Origin of the sequence: Bacillus sp. FSL W7-1034, assembly GCF_038593365.1 — a bacterium.
Classification (GTDB): Bacteria; Bacillota; Bacilli; order Bacillales; family Bacillaceae; genus Bacillus; species Bacillus altitudinis.
Map to the genome: position 1 here is coordinate 1,238,775 of NZ_CP151989.1, position 20,909 is coordinate 1,259,683.

The window sequence follows — 20,909 nt, forward strand, 5'->3', positions numbered from 1 at the left end:
TGCCAAATAAGAGATAGGGAGGAGATCCGTGTGCACGTCCAGCTTCATCAGAAAGTGGCACTTGTGACAGATAGCACAGATGGATTTGGAGAAGCCATCTGCCTAGCTTTGGCCCAGGCAGGTGCACATGTTTTCATACACGCTTTTCGTGATGAATCAAAAGCAAAGTCGATAAGCGAAGACATTGAAAAATTAGGCGGCCAATCGACTGTTGTCATCAATCCGCTTGAGACACCGCGTGATGCTACGCTTATGCTAAGACAAGTCATCGATACATGCGGCAAGCTTGATATTTTAGTCAATCAAGCCGAGCAAAAAGCAGATGAGGAGATTGATGACGTAAGTCCTGAGATATGGGTCGATGAAGTGGAAAGATCCGTAAATACAGTCTTTCTTTCCAGTCAAGCCGCTGTGTGGCATATGGTGGATCAGAAACAGGGCTGCATCATTAATATTTCCTCATCAGGCAGCATAACAGGTGATGGCGGGATCTCACATGCTACATCAAATAGTATGTTGAATGCCATGACAAAAGGATTAGCGCGCGAATTTAAAGATAAAGGCATCCGGGTATTGGCACTACTTCCGCCGCCTCTCCATTTGCTTCCTGACAAAGAGCAAATCAAGGAGACGGTGGCTCATATGACGGTTTTCTTAAGTACATCGTACGGTGCATTTACAGATGGAGCAGCAATTATGCTTGATGGGGGTGAGAGCGCTGGCTAATCAACAAAAACCAGTTCTCATCGTAGGTGGCGCCCAAGGAATCGGCAAAGAAATTGCTCAGCGTTTTTTAAAAGAAGGGCATCGTGTAGCTGTGTCAGATATAGATGAACAGGGACTTTCGCTTTTAAAACAACAGCATCCTCAGCTGCTGACGTTCCAAGCTGACGTTTCATCGTGGGAAAGTGTTCAGCAAATGGCGTCAGCAGCTGAAAGGGAGTTGGGTGGCATTGGGCATCTTGTCTATTCAGCAGGAATGACGAAATCCCTTCCTTTTTTAGAGGTTGATTTTTCACTTTGGAAAAAGACACTGGCTGTGAATCTATATGGTCTTTTCTACTGCATCAAAGCATTAGCACCCTATCTATGTGAGCGGAAAGAAGGCAGCGTTGTCATTATTGGATCAGGATCTGCGATAACAGGCTCTGGCGGCGGCATCCAGTATTACGCGTCAAAAGCCGGTGCATTTGGTCTCATGCGTTCGCTTGTAAAGGAATTGGGTTCCCATCATGTCCGCATCAATGTCATTGCACCGCGCGTCATTGAATCTCAGATGCTTGATACGCTCTATCCGACTGAGCTTGAGAAAAGTCAGCTTCGATCCCTTATTCCGATCGGGAGATTAGGAAAACCAGAAGATATTGCTGGAGTCACTTTATTTCTCGCAAGTGACGAGGGAAGCTATTTGCACGGACAGATACTCTTATTAGATGGCGGGAGAACGTATCAGCCTAAATATAGCGAGGGAAAAAGAGCGGAGAGTTAATCGCTCTTTTTTTATTTTCATAACAATTGTTCCAATTAGAAACGAATGTTTGGTATACTGGTAATCATAGTATATTAAAAGGATGATGTCACATGCTGAATTGGGAAGAAAGACGACAGCTCGTCAAGGTTGCTCATCTTTATTATACAGACGGGTGGACGCAGCAGGAGATTGCAAAAAAGCTCAATGTCTCAAGACCAGTCATTTCAAAGCTCTTACAAAAAGCAAAAGATGTGGGAATCGTTGAAGTGTACATTAAAGACGAAAGTATTCATACAGTGGAACTTGAAAAGCAGCTGGAAACGACCTTTCAATTAACGGATGCTGTCGTTGTCCCAAGTGTCGGGACAATGTCTGAGATGGTCAAACGGGCAGTCGGTCAAGCGGGCGCCTATTATCTTTCTAAAAACATGAAAGGCGCTGAGAAAATCGGTATTTCATGGGGAACCACACTTGCCGAGCTCGTGAAGGAATATCCATTTGAGCGAAGAAACGATGTCAAAGTCATTCCTTTAGAGGGCGGAATGGGCAGGCAGGCAGTCGACATTCACGCGAATCAGCTGGCATATGAGCTGGCAAAGAAGATGAATGGTACGTGCTCCTATTTATATGCACCTGCAATTTTAGAAACAGAAGAATTAAAAGAGCGGCTGATGGCGATGCAGGACATAGAAGCTGTGCTTGAAGAAGGCAGAAATGTTGATATTGCCCTGATCGGTATTGGGAATCCGCATAAAGGCTCTACATTGAAAACAGTCGGTTATTTAAAAGAAGAAGATTTGTCTGGTTTAAGGCAATCAGGAGCTGTTGGAGATATTGGTTTTCGTTTCTTTGACGGGGAAGGGAAACCAGTCCAAGATGAGTTGAACCAAAAGGTGATTGGATTATCGTTAGAACAATTAAAGAACGTGAAAAAAGTCATCGCAGTTGTGGAAGGAACTCATAAAGCTGAAAGTATTTTAGGGGCTTTAAATGGCGGCTTTATTCAGGTGCTCGTCACCGATGAATTGACTGCGGCAGCTATTTTAAAGGAAGCATCTGTCCAATAAACAGCTGACAGCCATCGTATTGTATAAAAAGAGCAACATCAAACGAGAAAGGAGCTGTGTATCTTGAAGAAAACCGAAATGGAAGCAAACCTACACTGTACTCGGTGCCAAGAAGAGACCCTCCACAGCATCGTTTATGTGAATGATCAGATGAAAAGCGTTGAGTGTACAGAGTGTCATCAGAAGATCAGTGTGCAAGTCGACATCATGAAGGAATTTTACAAAGAAGTGTATGAAAAAATTGCCACAAAGCCGAAGCGGATGACGCAGGAGTATAAGGCGAACCTGAATGGATTTATTTCAAGACTCCCCATCCGGGTTTTAAGTAAGCCATACCGGCTGATGAGATATTTAAACGAATCTTATAAGGTCATTAAGCAATATAAAAAATAAAGCAGAGGCTGTCTTAGCGCTCTGCTTTATTTTGTGTTTTTTTCATATAGTAATAAATCGGCAGTCCGGCAATGCCGATCAGCATGGAGATCAGACAGCTTTGCCAATCGGTGATCATGGTGCTGATTAAGACAAAGAAAGAGCCGATAATCGCAATGATCGGTGTGAGCGGGTAAAGTGGTACGCTATAAGCGCGCTTCATTCCCTTGTTTTGTTTTCTTAGCTTAAAGACAGCGAAAAAGGCCATCACATAAAAGATGTAAATCATGAAAATCGAAACCTCTGACAGCTTCTCGGGATTACTGACGATCATAAACACAATGGCAATCAAAATCTGTACAAATACAGCGATCCAAGGTGTTTGAAAAGTAGGATGAATGCGTGAAATGGCTTTGGCAAATGGAATTTGTTTTCGTTCTGCCATCGCAAAAATGACACGCGGGAACGAAAGAACCTTTCCATTCAAACAGCCAAAGATACTAATGATGATTCCGATACTAATAATTTTACCGCCAATTGGACCAAAGAGCATTGTAGCAGCTGTGCTTGTTGCATTTTCACCTAGTTGAACGATTTGATCAGCTGGTAACACATGCAAAAGGGCGATGTTAATAAAGAGATAACATGCTGTGACAATTAAAATACCGCCTGCCATCGCACGGGGAAGCAGTTTCTCTGGATTTTTCATTTCACCACCAAGTGCTGCAAGCAAAATCCAGCCATCATAGGCGAATAATGTTGCCAAAATTGCTGCACCGAAGTTCATTTGTGCGATACTCTCATTGACGGCTGTGAAAATATGTTCATTTCCTTTCCATAAGCCAAACACAATAATTGCTGCAATTGGAACAAGCTTTCCGATCGTGGTCAGTCCTTGGACAAAACCACCGTATTTCGTTCCCATGATGTTGATCACACATAAAAAAAGAACGGTGATAATGCCAATCGTTGTAGCCCATAAAGAAGAAAGAGAAAATAAATTAGCTAATAATGAACCAAAATAAAGACCAAGAGCACCAATAATCGCTGGTCCGTAAATAATAATTTGCACCCAGCCACATAAGTAGCCCCAAAATTCACCGTATACTTCTTCTAGGTAGGCATATAAACCGCCAGTACGTGGGATTTGTGTACCAATTTCAGCGACTGTGAGTCCGCCTGCAAGGGTTAAGATCCCGCCTAACAGCCATGCGGATAAGGCGATGCCTGAGCTTCCTGAATAAGAAAGGACGTTGCCAGGCTTCATAAAAACGCCAGATCCAATAATTGTTCCGATGACAAGAGATAGGGCAAAAAATAAGCCGATGTCTTGTTTTAACGCTGGTTGTTCTTTGTTCATTACACACGACCTCCTGCATCACTTTCGTACGTTACTGTGACATGTATTTTGTTCATTGTAATACGATTTTAGGAAAACAAGAATTAAAAAAATTTTCTGATTTTCGTATTTGTATTTAAAAGTGTTCGTTTATTGGAGATATTAGGATGAATGTTATCTTAAAAGCGAACAATATAAGAATATTTTTGATGTAATGTTAATTTAATGGGCGAAAACCGAACATCCAATAAAGATGCAGTCGAATGGTTGACTTTTCTTCTAAAATGACCTATTTTATTCATAAGGATATTATCTTGAATTCGAGATATTTTATAATAGGAGTGAACACAATGAAAATAAATGGGATTCACCACGTATCAGCACTAACAGCAAATGCTCAGAAAAACGTTGATTTCTACCGCCAAATCCTTGGCTTAAAACTGGTGAAAAAAACAGTCAATCAAGATGATCCATCGATGTATCATCTATTTTATGGAGATGAGGTCGCCTCACCTGGTACAGAGCTGACGTTTTTTGAAATACCGATGCTCGCCCGCCGGCTGGACGGAACAAATGCGATCTCACGCACAGGTCTGATTGTCACTTCAGAAGAGGCACTCACCTTTTGGGAAAAGCGCTTTGAAGAAAAAGGTGTAAAGAAAGAAACAGCTTCTTTAAGAGGCGGCAGACCTGCTTTGAAATTTACAGATCCAGAAGGACAGCAGCTGTTTTTGACTGTAGAACCAAACGTGCAAGATGGAGCGAAGCCACCAGTGCATGATGAGATTCCTGCTGATTTTGCGATCAGAGGTTTGGGACCAGTAGAATTAACAGTCGCAGAAGCAGATAAAACGATCAGTGTGTTAACGAGCATCCTTGGTTTCACAGAAAAAGCACGTGAACAATCAAATGATGGGGAAATCGTAACGATTTTTGAATCAGGACAGGGCGGAGCTGGAACAGAGATTCATGTCATTGAAAAAGCAGAAGGACCTGCTGAGCGATCTGGCAGAGGGAGTGTTCATCACGTAGCCTTTCGTGTAGCGGACGCAGAAGAGCTTGAAAAATGGCATGATAAAATAGCCAAAGCCGGTTTCACCAACTCTGGTGTTGTAGAACGTTTTTATTTTAAAGCCCTATATTTTAGAGAGCCAAACGGCATTTTGTTTGAAATCTCAACAGACGGTCCGGGATTTACAGTGGATGAAAGCGTGTATGAACTTGGTGATCAATTAGCACTTCCGCCATTTTTAGAGCACAAACGAGCAGAAATTGAACAAAGATTGGTCCCAATCAAGTGAACATGAAAAAAGCAGCTCAATTTTTATGAGCTGCTTTTTTCGTTAAGAACTGACTTGCTTTGATTCAGATTGTGTTAATGTCACTTGTTTTGTTTCTTCTTTTCCATTACGAACGAGTGTGATGCTGATGGTATCTCCAACTTTTGCATTCGTGTAAAGCTCGTGGCGTAATTCACTGCCGGTTGTCACTTTTTTGCCATTGATGGCGGTGATGACATCCTCTGCCTTTAATCCAGCTTTTGCAGCAGGTGAGCCAGCAGCGATTTCTTTTACATACACGCCTTTATCCAGCTGACTGCTTGTCAGTCCAAGCGTTTCCTTTTGATAAGCATCTGGTACTTGTTCGAGATCAAGCATGCTGATACCGATATAAGGTCGTTCGATTTTTCCTTTTGTGAGAAGCTGCTCTGCAATTGGTTTGACATCATTGATTGGGAGCGCAAACCCGATACCTTCCACACCTGTTTCAGAAATTTTCATACTGGTGATCCCCACAACCTTTCCGTCTGTTGTTAAAAGCGGTCCGCCGCTGTTACCGGGGTTAATGGCGGCATCTGTTTGAATGACATTAATACTGCTTTCGCCAGCTGATGTATCCATAGAAACTGTTCGATCGACACCGCTGACAATTCCTTGTGTCACTGTTCTTGATAAATCTTCACCAAGCGGGTTTCCGATTGCGATGACGGTTTCTCCTGCACGAAGGGATGAGGAGTCTCCGAGTTCAGCGACTTTTGTAACGCCGCTGCTGCTAATTTCCACGACAGCAAGATCAGTCAGCGGGTCAGAACCAACCACTTTTCCTGCTACCGTCTTGCCATTATGCAAGGAGACTGTTAATTTATTTGCTCCTTCAATCACATGGTTGTTTGTTAATACATAGGCTTTACTGCCGGATTTTTTGAAAATAACCCCTGATCCGGTACCGCTTTCTTGTTCTTGACTGCTGCTGTTTTGATTTTGCTGTGATCCATCAAAAGGTGTGTTCATATCGCCAAAATCTGTGGTTGTTTGACTTTGTGTTTGATAGTTTGTAATGCCGACGATGGCTGGTGATACGTTTTCGACCATATTTGAAATACTGCTGGTCGAATTCGATGTTTGTGACGCTGTTGTTTTTGACGAATTTGTACTTGTATCATTTGTCGATACAGCGGCTGTTTTCGTTGACGAATCAGTTGAACTATTTTCTGAATGCTGAGCATATGGAGTTAGAACGTAAACACCTAACGCTAACGTACCTCCTACAATACCGCTGACAAATGGCTTCAGCCAGCCACTTGGCTTCTTCTGCTTTTGTTTCGGTTGTTCAATGGTTTGTAATTCATAAGAAGTGTGTTTTTCATCTTTGTGATGTGTCATCAAGATCACTCTCTTTCATCGATTTTTACATGTATGTGTTTAAGGTGAATGACCGTATGTGGTGGATACTGACTTTATCGTAAGAAAAAAGTGTGGGATAAAAATGAAAACATTGTGGGAAATTGTTAAAATAAGTAGTGAATCTAAGCAAAATAGAGGAGATTAAACTGTGGAGACTATTGGAATCATTGGATATGGAAGCATGGCAGATATGATGGTACAAAAATGGCTGGACAAAGGTGTACTTCATGCCAGTCAGTTTATGATCCATACAAGAAGTGAAACGGAGCGGCTGCAACAGCTGAAAGAGAAGAACCAGCATGTCAACATTTGCTCTTTAGATGACATCTCTGCATCATGTGATGTCGTGTTTGTTTGTGTACCACCGCTTGCTGTACTTGACGTATTAGATCAGCTGAGCCCCGCAAAGACATCTCTTCATATCGTATCAGTGGCAGCGGCTGTCACGTTAGACAAATTAATGCAACATACGAATCAGCCGGTTTCTAGATACATTCCCACTTTGACATCAGCCGTAGGGACGGGTGTATCCCTTGTGGCGCATGGTGAAACTGCTGGACAGGAGGCACAAGAACGACTCCACCGCCTGCTTTCAGCTTTTAGTATCGTCAGGGAAGTGGAAGAGGACCGGTTTGATGCGGCGAGTAATTTGACAAGCTCTTCTCCGGGCTTTATTGCAGCAATCTTTGAAGAAATGGCGAGAGCCGCTGTTCGGAATAGTGAGCTTTCTTTAGACGAAGCCTATGAATTTTTAACATATGCGCTGCTCGGTACAGGACAAGTTCTTGTTGAACACGGACTGACATTTGCTGAAACGGTGAATAGGGTCGCAACAAAAGGCGGGATTACAGGAGAAGGCGCTGCAGTCATCCAGCGGCAGGCACCGCAAATGTTCGATGACTTGTTTACACAAACGCTGAAAAAATATGCGCAGCTAAAATCGCAAATCGATGAAGCAGACAAACACCACTAAAGACATAGCTAGTGGTGTTTTTTCTGTCAAATAAATCCTTTCGCATCAATGCTTTTGACCTGTATTACCTGAGTCTAATTTCCTTATTTTCAGACATTGTATTGAAAAATCAATCAAGTTCTCATATAATTTTTTAGAAAATTTAGAAAAATATACACAAATTTTAAGTTTAATTAAAGGGGGATGGGGATGAAGCTCTATGTATCAGTCGATATGGAGGGAATTACTGGTCTAGCTGATCATACATTTGTTGATAGCCGCCAGCACAATTATGAGCGCGGGAGAAAAATCATGACAGGTGAAGTGAACGCCTGTGTAGAAGCTCTTCTTACACATGGGGCGACCGATATTTTAGTGAATGATAGCCATTCTAAAATGAATAATTTGTTGATTGAAGATTTGCATGAGGAAGCATCTCTCATATCAGGGGATGTAAAGCCTTATTCAATGGTTCAAGGATTAGATCAAACGTATGATGCCGCTGTTTTTTTAGGCTACCATGCGAGGGCATCAATGAAAGGTGTGATGTCTCACAGTATGATTTTTGGTGTCAGACATTTTTACATAAATGATCATCCAGTTGGTGAAATGGGCTTTAATGCGTATGTCGCAGGCTATTATGGTGTTCCGGTCATTCTTGTATGCGGAGACGATCAAGCGGCACTTGAAGCAGAAAAGTTAATGCCTGGCGTGAAAACAGTGGCGGTGAAAGAAACCATTTCAAGATCTGCTGTGAAATGTCTTACTCCTGCCAAAGTCAACCAATTAATCTCTCAGCAAGTGGAAGTCGCAATGAAAGAGATTCATCACATCAAGCCGCTGACGCCACCTGATCAGCCGCTGCTGAAGATTGAGTTTGCCAATTATGGACAAGCTGAATGGGCGAATTTAATGCCTGGTACTGCCATTATTGATGGGACAACAACGGTGACGTATCAAGCAGAGAATATATTAGAGGCCTACCAAGCGATGCTTGTCATGACAGAGCTTGCCGCACGTACAACATTTTGTTAAGCGAGGGGGAGACGGCAGATGACCAGCTTTTTGCTCAAGCGTTTGATTGCGATGATTGCCACGATTTTAACGATTACGACGTTAACGTTTATTTTAATGAAGGTCATCCCAGGATCGCCCTTCAATGAAGAACGAAATACAAACGAAACTGTCCAGCGAAACCTCGAAAGCTACTATCACTTAGACGAACCACTCTATGTTCAATATATGATCTATTTAAAATCCATCGTTACTTTTGATTTTGGTCCTTCCATTAAAAAGCCTTCTGAAAGTGTCAATGATTTATTGGCGAGAGGTTTTCCAGTCTCATTAGAACTTGGTCTTATCTCTATTTTGATTGCTGTCATCTCCGGCATCTTGCTCGGAATCATGGCTGCCCTCCGGCATAATGGCTTGATTGATTATATCGCCATGACGATTGCTGTTTTCGGTATATCCATACCAAACTTTATCTTTGCTACCTTATTAATTCAGCAGCTTGCTGTGAATGTAAAGCTCTTTCCTACAGCAATGTGGACAAGTCCAATGCATATGGTGCTTCCTACCATTGCACTGGCGGTAGGTCCAATGGCTATCATTGCCCGGTTAACGAGATCGAGCATGATTGAAGTGCTGTCGCAGGACTATATTCGAACTGCAAAAGCGAAAGGACTTTCCCCTTATAAAATTGTGTTTAAACATGCCCTGCGGAATGCACTTTTACCTGTTGTCACGATCCTTGGCACACTTGTCGCAAGTATTTTAACAGGCAGTTTTGTGATTGAAAAAATATTTGCGATCCCTGGAATGGGAAAATATTTTGTCGAGAGTATTAACAACCGTGACTATCCTGTCATCATGGGAACCACTGTTTTTTACAGCATCATCTTAATTACCCTTCTTTTCATTGTAGATGTGACATATCGTCTGCTTGATCCAAGGATCCAGCTGCATCAGAAAGGAGGAAAGGCATGAGTATACACCTTCAGCATGATCAAACGAATCAAGCGCATGAAGTGCCAGATGAATGGTTTGCTCCTAAAGAACAAAAGACATCTGAAGTCCATGCCATTAAAAGACCCTCGCTTTCGTATTGGGCAGATACTTGGCGACGGTTAAAACAAAATAAACTCGCTATGTTTAGTTTATCGGTGCTGATTTTCCTTTTCGTCATGGCTGTATTAGGCCCACTCCTGGCACCGAATAGTGTGACAGAACAGCGGCTTTCCATGCAAAACTTGCCACCTTCAGCTGCTCACTGGTTTGGAACAGATGAACTTGGACGTGATGTGTTTACACGTACTTGGTACGGCGCACGCATTTCATTATTTGTGGGCGTGATGGCCGCTCTCATTGATTTTGCAATCGGTGTCATCTATGGCGGTATTGCAGGCTATAAAGGCGGGAAGTATGACCATGTCATGATGCGGATTGTCGAGGTGCTTTACGGTCTGCCGTATTTACTCGTCGTCATTTTATTGATGGTTCTGATGGGGCCTGGGCTTGTCACTATTATTGTGGCGCTCACTGTCACAGGATGGATTGGGATGGCAAGAATCGTGAGAGGTCAAGTCCTTCAGCTGAAAAGCCAAGAATATGTCCTTGCCTCGAAAACCTTTGGCGCAAAAAGTCTGCGCATCATCCGCAGAAATTTACTGCCGAATACGATGGGACCGATTATTGTGCAGATGACGCTAACTGTACCAACAGCGATATTTGCTGAAGCGTTCTTAAGTTTTCTTGGTTTAGGGATTCAAGCGCCGTTTGCAAGCTGGGGTGTGATGGCCAATGATGCCTTGCCGACAGTGCTATCAGATAATGGTCACTGGTGGCGTTTATTCTTTCCGGCATTTTTTATTTCGCTGACGATGTTTTGCTTTAATAATTTAGGTGATGGCTTGCAAGATGCGCTTGATCCGAAGATGAAGAGGTGATGGCGTGATGAAAAAAATGCTTCGGATTATCGATCTGCATGTTAGCTTTCGGACATATGGCGGTTCTGTTCAAGCGGTACGCGGGGTGAATGTGGATGTGTATGAAAAAGAAACCCTCGCCATTGTCGGAGAATCAGGCTGCGGAAAAAGTGTGACGTCTCAAAGTATCATGCGGCTTCTCCCTCCATACAGCGCACAAGTCGATCAAGGGGAAATTTGGTTTCGTGATCGCAACTTGCTGTCATTATCTGAAAAAGACATGCGCAGCATACGTGGTGTCGATATCTCCATGATTTTTCAAGATCCTATGACGGCACTCAATCCGACGCTGACAATTGGAGATCAGCTGATGGAGGCTGCAAAAGTACATCAGAAGCTGACAAAAAAAGAAGTGAAAGAAGAGGCGCTTCGTATGCTTGATTTGGTGGGGATTCCGCAGCCGAAAGAGAGGCTGAAGCAATATCCGCATCAATTCAGCGGTGGCATGAGGCAGCGGCTCATGATTGCAATGGCTCTTATTTGTGAGCCGAAGGTGCTGATTGCAGATGAACCGACAACTGCACTAGATGTCACCATACAGGCGCAGATTTTAGAACTATTTAAAGAGATTCAGAAAAAAACAGGCGTGACGATTATTTTAATCACACATGACCTAGGGGTCGTAGCACAAGTCGCTGATCGAGTGGCTGTCATGTACGGGGGAAAAATCGTTGAAGTTGGGACAAGGCGAGATATCTTTTACAGTCCACAGCATCCCTATACAAAAGGGCTGCTGCAATCCGTTCCAAGGCTGGATATGAAAGATGAACTCATTCCTATTGAAGGAAGCCCGCCAGATTTATTTGCTCCGCCAAAAGGTTGTCCATATACCGATCGATGTCCGTCTGCGATGAAAGTGTGTGATCATATTATGCCGCATGAAACGCAGCGTTCACCTACACATGCAGTACATTGCTGGCTTCAAGATGAACGAGCGAAGCAAACGGTTTTATCTTCAACACAAAGGGGGAGTTTTTCATGAGAAAAACAGGTTGGATTCTCAGTATGTGCTTTATCACAGTGATGCTGCTTGCAGGATGTACAGCCAATGAGCAAGCAGGCAAAGGATCTTCAAGCAAGGGTGAAGAGAAAGTTTTAACATTAAATAACGAAAACGAACCGACATCATTTGATCCACCCATTGGTTTTAATAATGTGTCCTGGCAAGGGCTCAATAACTTAATGGAAGGATTAACGAGACTGAATGAGAAGCACGAACCATCTGCTGCCATGGCGGAAAAATGGGACATCTCAAAGGACGGAAAAACGTACACGTTCCATTTAAGGGATGGGATTAAGTGGTCAAATGGTGATCCAGTCAAAGCAAGTGACTTTGAATATGCGTGGAAGCGGCTGCTAGATCCAAAGACGGGCTCTTCTGCGGCATTCTTAGCTTATATGATTGAAGGGGGCGAAGCGTTTAACAGCGGAAAAGGGAAGAAAGAAGATGTAAAAGTCAAGGCTGTTAATGATCAAACGCTAGAGGTCAAGCTAGCATACCCGCAGAAATCTTTCTTAAATATGACGGCAAACCCTGCCTTTTTCCCAGTGAATGAGAAGGTAGCGGAAAAGGACCCGAACTGGGCCAAGGATGCGAAAACCTTTGTCGGCAATGGACCGTTTAAGCTGACAGAGTGGAAGCATGATGAAAGCTTTACAATGGAAAAAAGTGACACGTATTGGGACAAACAAACGGTCAAGCTAGATCAAGTGAAATGGCTCATGATCAGTGATCGAAACACAGATTACCAAATGTATCAATCAGGAGATTTAGATACGGCCTTCGTTCCGGCAGAACAAAGTGAAGACCTGTTAAAAAGCAAAGATGTGCAAATTGAGGATCAAGCAGGGCTGTTTTTTTATCGTCTAAATGTCAACATGGAGCCTTTTCAAAATAAGAACATTCGCAAAGCCTTTCAAATGGCGATCAATCCTCAGGATATTGTAGAGTATGTGACGAAAAATGAAGAGAAGCCAGCACGTGCCTTCGTTTCACCAGGAATTTTAGATTCAAAGGGTGAAGATTTCAGAGAAGCTGGCGGCGACCTTGTCAAACATGATACGAGTGAAGCTGTAAAACTATTAGAAAAAGGGTTGAAAGAAGAGAACTATTCAAAGCTGCCGCCTGTCACATTAACATACAGTACAAAGCCTGAAAATAAGAAGAAAGCAGAAGCCATTCAGCAGCAATTAAAAGAAGCGCTAGGGGTAGATGTGAAGCTTGCAAACATGGAAGCAAATGTGTTTGCAGAAGATCAAAAGGCACTCAAATTCCAATTCTCGCAAAGTTCATTTCTAGCTGACTATGCAGACCCTATCAATTTCTTAGAGAGCTTCCAAACAGGAAATGCGATGAACCGGACAGGTTGGTCAAATGATACGTATGATCAGCTGATCAAAAAGGCGAGTCAAGAAGCAGATGAACAAAAGAGAAATCGTATGCTGCATGATGCCGAGGCACTTCTGATGGAAGAAGCACCGATCATTCCCATTCATTTTTATAACCAAGTCTATTTACAAAAAGAAGGCGTAAAGGGCATTGTCCGCCATCCTGTTGGTTACATTGATTTGAAATGGGCACAGGTAGATGGAGAGTAAATGAAAAAAATGAGAGAACGGGACGCTTTGAAAAAAGCGTCTGTTCCTTTATTTGTTCATGTTATGAAGAAGATGCCCATAGATTGAAAGAAACGAAGAGAAAGAGGGGATTGGCGTGAACCATCTGCCAGTGGCACTTCAAACAGGAGATACAGTGGGAATCATTGCACCAGCAAGCCCGCCTGATGAGCTGAAATTAGCAAGAGGTATTTCTTTTTTAGAAAGCTTAGGGCTAAAGGTGAAAAAGGGGAAGTATATCAACTCCCGGTATGGTTATTTAGCAGGTCATGATCATGAACGAGTGGAAGATATTCATCACATGTTTCAAGATCCAGACGTGAAGGCAGTGATTTGTGCTTGCGGAGGATACGGAACAGGAAGAATTGCAGAAGCCATTGATTATGACTTGATTCGCCGGAACCCAAAAATCTTTTGGGGATACAGTGATATTACATTTTTACATACAGCCATTCAGCAGCAGACGGGTCTTGTCACCTTTCATGGTCCAATGCTCTCCTCTGATGTGGGACTTGAAGAGGTTCATCCGTATACAAAGGATACCTTTTTACAGCTATTCACTCCAAAAGCCTTTTCGTATACGAACCACCTGTCACCTCTTCACACTTTTTATCATGGCACGGCTTCAGGCGAAATCACCGGAGGAAATCTTGCCCTTATTGTCACGACACTTGGTACACCTTTTGAAATTGATACAAAGGGGAAGCTTTTATTGATAGAAGATATTGACGAAGAACCATATAAAATCGATCGAATGATGCAGCACTTAGTATCTGCAGGGAAATTACATGATGCGGCGGGATTTATCATTGGTGATTTTCATCAATGTGAGCCGAAAAAGAAAGAGCAGTCGTTAACGCTGGATCAGTTATGGGAGACGTATATTGTCCCGCAACAGAAACCTGCACTTGGCGGATTTCGGATCGGTCATTCCTCTCCAAACTTCGCCATTCCAATCGGTGTGCAGGCTACATTAGATGCTACAGGGAAAAAACTGCAAATTTCCCCAGGTGTTGCAGCGAAAGAGGCGATCAAATGAAAATCGTAGATGTTCGCACATGCAGAACGAGTGTACCGCTAAAGAAGCCTTTCAAAACAGCATTAAGAACGGTGTATGACGCCGCATCTCTTATTGTGATCATCACCTATGATCAAGGTGATGTCAGCTATGGAGAGGCAGTGCCGACATCGGTCATTACAGGTGAAACACTGGAAAGCATCGACTATGCTATTTGCGCTGTGATGAGGCCGCTCTTGATTGGGGCCTCATTGACACAATATGAACAAATCTTTTCAGCGATCGACCGTGTACTTGTAGGGAACACGAGTGCAAAGGCTGCGATAGATATGGGTATTTACGATGGTTTAGCGAAGCAGGCTGGCCTGCCGCTTTATCAATATCTTGGTGGTTATCGTGATCAGCTGGAAACGGATTACACGGTTAGTGTCAACCGTCCGTTAGAAATGGCAGAGGATGCGAAGCAATATGCAGCTGAAGGCTTTCGTACCTTAAAGATCAAAGTGGGAAAAGATGATATAGATACGGATATTCAGCGGATCAAACGGATTCGAGAAAAAGTCGGGCCGGATATTCAAATCAGGCTTGACGCCAACCAAGGCTGGACATGGAAGGAAGCGATTGTCGCCATTCGAAAAATGGAGGCACTCGATATTGAACTAGTCGAGCAGCCAGTGCCTAAAGAAGACATCGAGGGTCTGCGCCGGGTGACGGAAGCAACAGACACATTGATTATGGCAGATGAAAGTATTTTTAGCCTCCATGATGCCATCAAGGTGTTAGAAACGAGAAGCTGTGATCTCATCAACTTAAAATTAATGAAAACAGGCGGTATCAAAAAAGCGCTGAAAATCAATAGTTTAGCAGAAGCATACGGCGTCAAGTGCATGGTTGGCAGTATGATCGAATCAAAACTAGGGATTACCGCAGCCGCTCATCTTGCTGCAAGCCAACCGAATATTACCCGTTACGATTTTGATGCGCCGCTTATGCTCAAAGAGGACTTAATAGACGGAGGAATTATCTATCAAGGGAAAGATATTCTCTTTCCACCGCATCATGGGTTAGGCATTCAAAGAGTGAAAGGGGTCTTATGATGTTATATGAATCAAAGGTTCCAGTCGCAAATATATGGACAGCACCGCAGTCACCGAGAGAAACAGATCGACACGTTCTTCAAAGTTCCGTCCAGATCAAAGAATGGATTGATGAGCAAACATATGAACAGAAATTGGCCTTATGTGAAGAAAACCTTATTCAAACCCAAGTACTGCTTGGCGAACGAGTCATTGGGCTGGAGGAAACAGATGGCTGGATGAAAGTTGTCATCCCGCAGCAGGCAAGCCGGAAACACCCGCAAGGCTATCCAGGTTATATCCCTGTAGAGCAATTAAATGAAGTATCAGAGAGTGAACCACCTGCTAGTCCCTTGATTGTTTGTCAGAAAAAAGCGGTTTTATATCAAAACGGAACACCGGATATGGAGGTTAGTTTTTTAACAGAACTAGCACCTGTTGAAGAAACGAGCGATTCCTTTGATGTTCTAACTCCAGTAGGAAGAAGAGAAATCAAAAAAGAAGATGTGCGCCGTGCTTCATCACCTTCTTCTATGAGCGGTAAGGATGCCTTAGCCATAGGAAAACAATTTATTGGACTGTCATATTTGTGGGGCGGCATGAGCAGCTATGGCTACGACTGTTCGGGTTTTGTTTACAGCATGTACAAAGCGTGTGGATGTGTATTACCGAGAGACGCAAGTGACCAAGCAGTTCAAGGAACTCCAGTCGCATCAAACCATTTGGCGCCAGGTGATCTCATGTTTTTTGCCAATGACAATGGGAAGGGAGCAGTTCGCCATGTAGGGATGTATGCTGGAGATGGCATGATGCTTCACTCACCTAAAACGGGCAGACAGATTGAACTTCTTTCTCTTTCTGGTACTTCATATGAACAGGAATGGGCAGGAACAAGGCGGTATTTGAAAGCTGAGAGGGGGAGATGTGATGGGAAGTGAACCACTTCTGCAAGTCAACAACTTAAAAAAGCATTTTCATCTATCGAAAGGAAGAACGCTAAAAGCATTAGATGGTGTCACCTTTCAGCTGAAACAAGGCGAAACCTTTGGACTTGTTGGTGAGTCAGGCTGCGGTAAATCTACACTTGGAAAAGTGCTCATGCGGCTTTATGACCCGACAGAAGGTGAGGCTTTGTATGAAGGAAAAAGTCTCCATCACTTATCGAACCGAGAATCATTTGATTTCAATAGGCAAATTCAAATGGTGTTTCAAGATCCGTATTCTTCTTTAAATCCTAGGCTCTCTGTAAAAGATATTATGCTAGAACCGATGGAGATCCACCAATTGTATGGCAGTCAAAAGAAAAGACTCGAGCGTGTGAAGGAACTGCTTGAAGCGGTGGGGCTAAGTCATGATTTTGCTACACGCTATCCTCACGAATTCAGCGGAGGTCAGAGGCAAAGAATAGGGATTGCTAGAGCACTCGCCTTATCGCCAAAGTTTATCGTGGCAGATGAGCCGATTTCTGCACTAGATGTATCCGTTCAAGCTCAAGTCGTGAATTTGCTGAAAAAACTGCAAAAAGAAGAAGGATTGACGTTTTTATTTATTGCCCATGATTTATCGATGGTTAAATATATTAGCGATCGAATCGGTGTCATGTACTTAGGACATCTCGTGGAGATGACTAGCAGTGATGCTTTATATAAAACACCGCTTCATCCATATACACAAGCATTGCTGTCTGCTATCCCGATTCCAGATCCTGATGTGGAAGATAAACGCAAGCGGTTTATTTTAAAAGGAGAAATTCCAAGTCCAGTGAATCCGCCAAGCGGCTGCGTATTTCGGACAAGATGTCCTGCTGCAATGGATGTATGTGCGGACAAAAAGCCAGTATTACAAGCAGTCGAAGAAGGGCATGAAGTGGCTTGTCATTTATATGATAGGAAATAGATAGAGGGAAGAAGGTAAGCATTTAAAAAGCCAGCGAGTAGACAAGCTGGCTTTTTGGCTTTTATGAACGCCTAATAGGTAATGTACAGCATCTAAAAGAGCCGCCGGATTTAATGATTTCTGAAAAATCTACTTCAATGACGGTGTAGCCGCGGGCTGTTAATGCAGCATTTGTTTCTTGGTTGATTGGTAAGCTGATGACTTTTTTCTGACCAATGGACAACACATTTGGTCCAAGTGTGAACTGCTCTTGCTCACTTATTTCAATGAGATCATAATGCTTTTTGAGCATATGAAGATCCTTTTCCGTAAAAGCTTCAGGGTAAATCAAGATCTCATGATGAGAAAGAATATTCATCACACAATCAAGATGCAAAATGTGAGAAGGAAGATGAATAGGAATGATGTCGTGATTCGGCAGTTCTTTTTTGAGCTGCTGGATGGCGGCTAGATTTGTTCTTTTGCTGACCCCCACAAATACACGGGTTTGGTCTACAAGCACATCGCCGCCTTCAATCGTTCCATCATTCAGCGTGATGGTTGTCCATCCTTTTGTCTGTGCCCATTCTTTTAAGGAATGTTCTTCTCCTTGTCTGACAGGGGCTGCCATGTTTGAAACAAATAAAGTCTGTCCAATTGTAAATCCAATATCCCGAGTGAAGACTTGTTCAGGGAAACGTTCATTTGCAGGAAGAAGGACAGGCCGGACATGATGGTTTTTCAGCGTTTGGATGAATTGCTTATGCTGCGTGAGGGCTTTGATTTGAGAAATATTTTCTCTTGCAAAATGCTTTTGGGTTTCATTGATGATCTGTTTAATTTCCATATAAATTGGACTGCATAAGAGGACTTCTTGTAAATCATCATATTCACTCATACATTGCGGCGTTTTATACACTTTCTCTGATTTCATAGAATCCATCAAAGGGCCTCCTTGTTTATCGATAGTTATATTATTCCTCCTTCTAGTAAATGTTGAAACATTTCCGAAAGAAAATCTCTCATGAGAGACTAAAGCAAAAAGTTTAGACAAACCTAATAGAATAGTGTTTAATAAAAGTCGTTCCGCATCAACGAAAACAGCAAGAAGGAGCTATGACGATGAGTGAAGAAAATTTCAAATACTGCAAGGAATCGAAAGTTGTGAAAACCAGCAGGGTATTCCCCCTCGATACGAATAACCACCAAACGTTATTTGGCGGGAAATTAATGAGTTATATAGATGACATTGCTTCCATCTCGGCAGCAAGACACAGCCGTAGTGAAACAGTCACCGCATCAATGGATTCAGTTGATTTTTTAGAGCCGATTGGACAGAAAGAGTCCGTCTGCTTAGAATCTTATGTGACATGGGTCGGCACATCTTCTATGGAAGTATTCGTCAAAGTCATTAAGGAAAACTTGATGTCTGGAGAGCGCAGACTCGCAGCAACTTCATTTCTTACCTTTGTCTCGCTTGATGAAAACGGGAAGCCAAAACGAGTTCCACAAGTCATGCCGGAAACAGAGGAAGAAATCATGCTTCATCAAACAGCGAAGCAGCGGGCAGAGGAAAGAAAAAGCCGCCGGAAGCATAGTAAAGCTTTGGCTGACGCACTTGGGACGGATAAGCCTTGGGCGTAAAAATCACCCTTTAAGCGGTGATTTTTTTCTGAGCCGGTATCTTGCATGGCAAGATAGTGTGTGGTAAGATCAAACTATCTTGTCATGCAAGGTACTGAAAGCGGAGGATCGATGATGACACAATCAACACAAATGCTAAAAGGAATTTTAGAAGGATGCCTGCTGTCGATTATTTCTGAAGGTGAAATTTATGGCTATGAAATGACAAAGAAGCTTGCTCACTATGGGTTTGATCAAATTAGTGAAGGCAGTATTTATCCGATCTTGCTGCGCATGCAAAAAGAACAACTGGTTCATACGTCCACAAAAGCATCGGCGAGTGGACCGAAAAGGAAATACTATACGCTCACACAAAGAGGCGAAGAAGCGCTGACGGATTTTACCATGCGATGGAATGAGCTGTCAGGGAATGTAGAGCGATTATTACATAAAGGGAAGTGAGAAGATGGTAACAAAAGAAACGAGACATATCTTATTAGAGCTGCAACTCTATCTCATATCAAAAGGGAAAAATCAGGACGAGATCGACGAAGTGATGGATGAATTAACGACACACGCTGTCGAAGCTGAGAAAGATGGGAAAACTGGGGAAGATGTATTTGGCGGAGATCCACGGGGCTTTGCTGACGAGCTAGCGAAAGAGCTCTCTAGAAATCATAAAGACTGGGTTCCGTTTGTCAGTGCTTTTTTAATTGGATCTCTTTTTTACATGATGTTAGCAGATGCCATCAGTCAAAGTTTATCGTATTCTTGGTATGCACTCATTGGTTATCCGCTGATAATAGTGGCCAATGTGATCATGACCATTGTGATGTTTAGAGCTTCTGCCTTTCAAACAAGCGGGAGGGCATTCTTTTACTTTTGGATATTAGGTGTTTTTCAGATGACAGCCTTGATCACAGTGAAATTATTGGACCAAAAACTTGGTACTCCTTTACTTGTGCTGACCTCGAGCCAAAGATGGGGCGTCATTCTTCTGTTGCTGCTGTGTATTGTCTTATTGAATGCCATATTAAAGGCGAATATGATGTCGCTCATTCCGTTGATCTTCTTTGGACCGCAACTCCTATTCGAATGGCTTGGATGGACATCACCTCTGATGCTTCTTTTCACAAGTCTGGTATCCATTGTGATTTTAGTCTTGCTCACAATCGCTTTTTTACAGAAAACAAACAAGAAAAATGAACATTTAATGTAGATAGAGCACATCACTTGCGATGTGCTTTTCTTTTTCTAAAAAAATGTAGATATGGGATCACATTTTTCTTTACAATGAGAAGAGGACAAAAATGAAAAGGGGTTCTGTGATTGGATATTGTATGGGGGTATGTACTCGTTTTTATATTGGCTGCTTTACCTTTCTTTGAAGTGGTTGGTGTCGTTCCGCTAGGGATTTTAAGTGGTCTGCATCCTGTGACAACGGCAGTTATTGGATTCGTCGGCAACTTTCTTACCGTCTTGCTACTCATCGTCTTCGTGGACCGATTTAAAGCGTGGTGGCTGAAGAGGAAAGAGGAGAAACATGATGAAAAAGGAGAGAAAAAACAGCTGAAAGCCAGAAAGGTTTGGGAACGGTACGGTCTCCCTGGTTTGGCACTTATCGGTCCTTTTATCATTGGCAGTCATTTAGCGGCTTTTATGTGTATGAGCTTCGGGACGAAAAGAAAACAAGTCACTGTGTGGATGACGGTCAGTTTAATCATGTGGACCGCATTAGCTGCTAGTTTAACGGGTGCGGGGTTCCATTACTTTGCCCCAGATTCAAATGGGTTGTTCGGAGATATTTTTAGCAAGTAAGCAGGGGGGAT

Annotated in this window: 22 protein-coding genes; 19 read left to right on the forward strand and 3 right to left on the reverse strand. The window is 42.9% G+C overall.

What is annotated here, in order from left to right; all coding sequences use genetic code 11:
• Positions 1–30: 30 nt before the first annotated feature.
• The 4 genes from NST73_RS06250 to NST73_RS06265 all read left to right on the forward strand — a co-directional run bounded on the left by NST73_RS06250 (position 31) and on the right by NST73_RS06265 (position 2,931).
• Positions 31–726: an SDR family NAD(P)-dependent oxidoreductase gene (locus NST73_RS06250; protein WP_024719603.1), complete on the forward strand. Its 696-nt coding sequence runs from the start codon at positions 31–33 to the stop codon at positions 724–726.
• Entirely contained in the window at positions 704–1,489 is a 786-nt protein-coding gene (locus NST73_RS06255; protein ID WP_024719604.1) for an SDR family oxidoreductase, read from the forward strand. Before NST73_RS06250 ends, NST73_RS06255 begins: the two co-directional genes overlap by 23 nt.
• Positions 1,490–1,581: 92 nt before the next feature.
• Positions 1,582–2,538, forward strand: coding sequence for a sugar-binding transcriptional regulator (locus NST73_RS06260; RefSeq protein WP_017359143.1), 957 nt, complete (start codon positions 1,582–1,584; stop codon positions 2,536–2,538).
• Positions 2,539–2,601: 63 nt separating this feature from the next.
• The gene (locus NST73_RS06265; protein WP_008358910.1) at positions 2,602–2,931 is read left to right on the forward strand and encodes a hypothetical protein; all 330 of its coding nucleotides are present in this window, start codon (positions 2,602–2,604) and stop codon (positions 2,929–2,931) included.
• Positions 2,932–2,944: 13 nt separating this feature from the next.
• Here the strand turns inward: NST73_RS06265 and NST73_RS06270 are convergent, their stop codons facing one another.
• Positions 2,945–4,270 (reverse strand): amino acid permease, encoded by a 1,326-nt coding sequence (locus tag NST73_RS06270; RefSeq protein ID WP_136944426.1) that lies wholly within the window; start codon positions 4,268–4,270, stop codon positions 2,945–2,947.
• Positions 4,271–4,599: 329 nt separating this feature from the next.
• On the opposite strand from NST73_RS06270, the gene NST73_RS06275 reads away from it, so the two are divergent.
• The gene (locus tag NST73_RS06275) at positions 4,600–5,550 is read left to right on the forward strand and encodes a ring-cleaving dioxygenase (RefSeq protein ID WP_342499468.1); all 951 of its coding nucleotides are present in this window, start codon (positions 4,600–4,602) and stop codon (positions 5,548–5,550) included.
• 42 nt (positions 5,551–5,592) lie between these two features.
• On the opposite strand, the gene NST73_RS06280 is transcribed toward NST73_RS06275, so the two are convergent.
• Complete coding sequence (locus NST73_RS06280; RefSeq protein ID WP_024719608.1) at positions 5,593–6,912, reverse strand: trypsin-like peptidase domain-containing protein; 1,320 nt, start codon at positions 6,910–6,912, stop codon at positions 5,593–5,595.
• Positions 6,913–7,081: 169 nt separating this feature from the next.
• On the opposite strand from NST73_RS06280, the gene proG reads away from it, so the two are divergent.
• The 10 genes from proG (at position 7,082) to NST73_RS06330 (ending at position 17,478) form a co-directional block, all read left to right on the forward strand.
• The gene (proG, locus tag NST73_RS06285; RefSeq protein WP_342499469.1) at positions 7,082–7,906 is read left to right on the forward strand and encodes a pyrroline-5-carboxylate reductase ProG; all 825 of its coding nucleotides are present in this window, start codon (positions 7,082–7,084) and stop codon (positions 7,904–7,906) included.
• 189 nt (positions 7,907–8,095) lie between these two features.
• A complete protein-coding gene (locus NST73_RS06290; RefSeq protein ID WP_274660228.1) occupies positions 8,096–8,920 on the forward strand; it encodes a M55 family metallopeptidase in 825 nt (274 codons plus the stop codon).
• 18 nt (positions 8,921–8,938) lie between these two features.
• Positions 8,939–9,874 carry an ABC transporter permease gene (locus NST73_RS06295; protein WP_048001639.1) on the forward strand — a complete coding sequence of 312 codons (936 nt, stop codon included), beginning with the start codon at positions 8,939–8,941 and terminating at the stop codon, positions 9,872–9,874.
• Complete coding sequence (locus NST73_RS06300; RefSeq protein ID WP_024719611.1) at positions 9,871–10,833, forward strand: ABC transporter permease; 963 nt, start codon at positions 9,871–9,873, stop codon at positions 10,831–10,833. Before NST73_RS06295 ends, NST73_RS06300 begins: the two co-directional genes overlap by 4 nt.
• Positions 10,834–10,840: 7 nt before the next feature.
• Positions 10,841–11,854, forward strand: a complete 1,014-nt coding sequence (locus tag NST73_RS06305; protein ID WP_326113135.1) for an ABC transporter ATP-binding protein — start codon at positions 10,841–10,843, stop codon at positions 11,852–11,854.
• A complete protein-coding gene (locus tag NST73_RS06310) occupies positions 11,851–13,470 on the forward strand; it encodes a peptide ABC transporter substrate-binding protein (protein ID WP_072367664.1) in 1,620 nt (539 codons plus the stop codon). Before NST73_RS06305 ends, NST73_RS06310 begins: the two co-directional genes overlap by 4 nt.
• A gap of 115 nt (positions 13,471–13,585) precedes the next feature.
• A complete protein-coding gene (locus NST73_RS06315; protein WP_212361525.1) occupies positions 13,586–14,527 on the forward strand; it encodes an LD-carboxypeptidase in 942 nt (313 codons plus the stop codon).
• Positions 14,524–15,603 carry a dipeptide epimerase gene (locus tag NST73_RS06320; RefSeq protein ID WP_342499470.1) on the forward strand — a complete coding sequence of 360 codons (1,080 nt, stop codon included), beginning with the start codon at positions 14,524–14,526 and terminating at the stop codon, positions 15,601–15,603. Before NST73_RS06315 ends, NST73_RS06320 begins: the two co-directional genes overlap by 4 nt.
• On the forward strand, positions 15,603–16,520 hold the full coding sequence (locus NST73_RS06325) for an NlpC/P60 family protein (protein WP_342499551.1): 918 nt from the start codon (positions 15,603–15,605) through the stop codon (positions 16,518–16,520). The genes NST73_RS06320 and NST73_RS06325 overlap by 1 nt, the downstream gene beginning before the upstream one ends.
• Positions 16,510–17,478 carry an oligopeptide/dipeptide ABC transporter ATP-binding protein gene (locus tag NST73_RS06330; protein ID WP_008346217.1) on the forward strand — a complete coding sequence of 323 codons (969 nt, stop codon included), beginning with the start codon at positions 16,510–16,512 and terminating at the stop codon, positions 17,476–17,478. The genes NST73_RS06325 and NST73_RS06330 overlap by 11 nt, the downstream gene beginning before the upstream one ends.
• A gap of 61 nt (positions 17,479–17,539) precedes the next feature.
• Here NST73_RS06330 and NST73_RS06335 read toward each other — a convergent pair whose 3' ends face one another.
• Positions 17,540–18,400 (reverse strand): dimethylarginine dimethylaminohydrolase family protein, encoded by an 861-nt coding sequence (locus NST73_RS06335; RefSeq protein WP_268449365.1) that lies wholly within the window; start codon positions 18,398–18,400, stop codon positions 17,540–17,542.
• Positions 18,401–18,579: 179 nt separating this feature from the next.
• On the opposite strand from NST73_RS06335, the gene NST73_RS06340 reads away from it, so the two are divergent.
• From NST73_RS06340 to NST73_RS06355, 4 genes are all read left to right on the forward strand, one after another.
• Positions 18,580–19,101, forward strand: coding sequence for an acyl-CoA thioesterase (locus NST73_RS06340; RefSeq protein ID WP_008346212.1), 522 nt, complete (start codon positions 18,580–18,582; stop codon positions 19,099–19,101).
• A 114-nt stretch (positions 19,102–19,215) separates the two neighbouring features.
• Positions 19,216–19,542: a PadR family transcriptional regulator gene (locus NST73_RS06345; protein WP_017367090.1), complete on the forward strand. Its 327-nt coding sequence runs from the start codon at positions 19,216–19,218 to the stop codon at positions 19,540–19,542.
• Between the two features lie 4 nt (positions 19,543–19,546).
• The gene (locus tag NST73_RS06350; RefSeq protein ID WP_047945981.1) at positions 19,547–20,299 is read left to right on the forward strand and encodes an NADH dehydrogenase; all 753 of its coding nucleotides are present in this window, start codon (positions 19,547–19,549) and stop codon (positions 20,297–20,299) included.
• Positions 20,300–20,409: 110 nt separating this feature from the next.
• Complete coding sequence (locus NST73_RS06355) at positions 20,410–20,898, forward strand: small multi-drug export protein (protein WP_007498817.1); 489 nt, start codon at positions 20,410–20,412, stop codon at positions 20,896–20,898.
• Positions 20,899–20,909 lie beyond the last annotated feature (11 nt).

What these genes read in the sequence shown, in the direction of transcription:
- NST73_RS06255 (WP_024719604.1), top strand. Translation starts at nt 704, where the DNA reads ATGGGGGTGAGAGCGCTGGCTAATCAACAAAAACCAGTTCTCATCGTA.
- NST73_RS06260 (WP_017359143.1), top strand. Translation starts at nt 1,582, where the DNA reads ATGCTGAATTGGGAAGAAAGACGACAGCTCGTCAAGGTTGCTCATCTT.
- NST73_RS06270 (WP_136944426.1), bottom strand. Translation starts at nt 4,270, where the DNA reads ATGAACAAAGAACAACCAGCGTTAAAACAAGACATCGGCTTATTTTTT.
- NST73_RS06275 (WP_342499468.1), top strand. Translation starts at nt 4,600, where the DNA reads ATGAAAATAAATGGGATTCACCACGTATCAGCACTAACAGCAAATGCT.
- NST73_RS06280 (WP_024719608.1), bottom strand. Translation starts at nt 6,912, where the DNA reads ATGACACATCACAAAGATGAAAAACACACTTCTTATGAATTACAAACC.
- NST73_RS06290 (WP_274660228.1), top strand. Translation starts at nt 8,096, where the DNA reads ATGAAGCTCTATGTATCAGTCGATATGGAGGGAATTACTGGTCTAGCT.
- NST73_RS06295 (WP_048001639.1), top strand. Translation starts at nt 8,939, where the DNA reads ATGACCAGCTTTTTGCTCAAGCGTTTGATTGCGATGATTGCCACGATT.
- NST73_RS06300 (WP_024719611.1), top strand. Translation starts at nt 9,871, where the DNA reads ATGAGTATACACCTTCAGCATGATCAAACGAATCAAGCGCATGAAGTG.
- NST73_RS06305 (WP_326113135.1), top strand. Translation starts at nt 10,841, where the DNA reads ATGAAAAAAATGCTTCGGATTATCGATCTGCATGTTAGCTTTCGGACA.
- NST73_RS06310 (WP_072367664.1), top strand. Translation starts at nt 11,851, where the DNA reads ATGAGAAAAACAGGTTGGATTCTCAGTATGTGCTTTATCACAGTGATG.
- NST73_RS06320 (WP_342499470.1), top strand. Translation starts at nt 14,524, where the DNA reads ATGAAAATCGTAGATGTTCGCACATGCAGAACGAGTGTACCGCTAAAG.
- NST73_RS06325 (WP_342499551.1), top strand. Translation starts at nt 15,603, where the DNA reads ATGTTATATGAATCAAAGGTTCCAGTCGCAAATATATGGACAGCACCG.
- NST73_RS06330 (WP_008346217.1), top strand. Translation starts at nt 16,510, where the DNA reads ATGGGAAGTGAACCACTTCTGCAAGTCAACAACTTAAAAAAGCATTTT.
- NST73_RS06335 (WP_268449365.1), bottom strand. Translation starts at nt 18,400, where the DNA reads ATGGATTCTATGAAATCAGAGAAAGTGTATAAAACGCCGCAATGTATG.
- NST73_RS06340 (WP_008346212.1), top strand. Translation starts at nt 18,580, where the DNA reads ATGAGTGAAGAAAATTTCAAATACTGCAAGGAATCGAAAGTTGTGAAA.
- NST73_RS06345 (WP_017367090.1), top strand. Translation starts at nt 19,216, where the DNA reads ATGACACAATCAACACAAATGCTAAAAGGAATTTTAGAAGGATGCCTG.
- NST73_RS06350 (WP_047945981.1), top strand. Translation starts at nt 19,547, where the DNA reads ATGGTAACAAAAGAAACGAGACATATCTTATTAGAGCTGCAACTCTAT.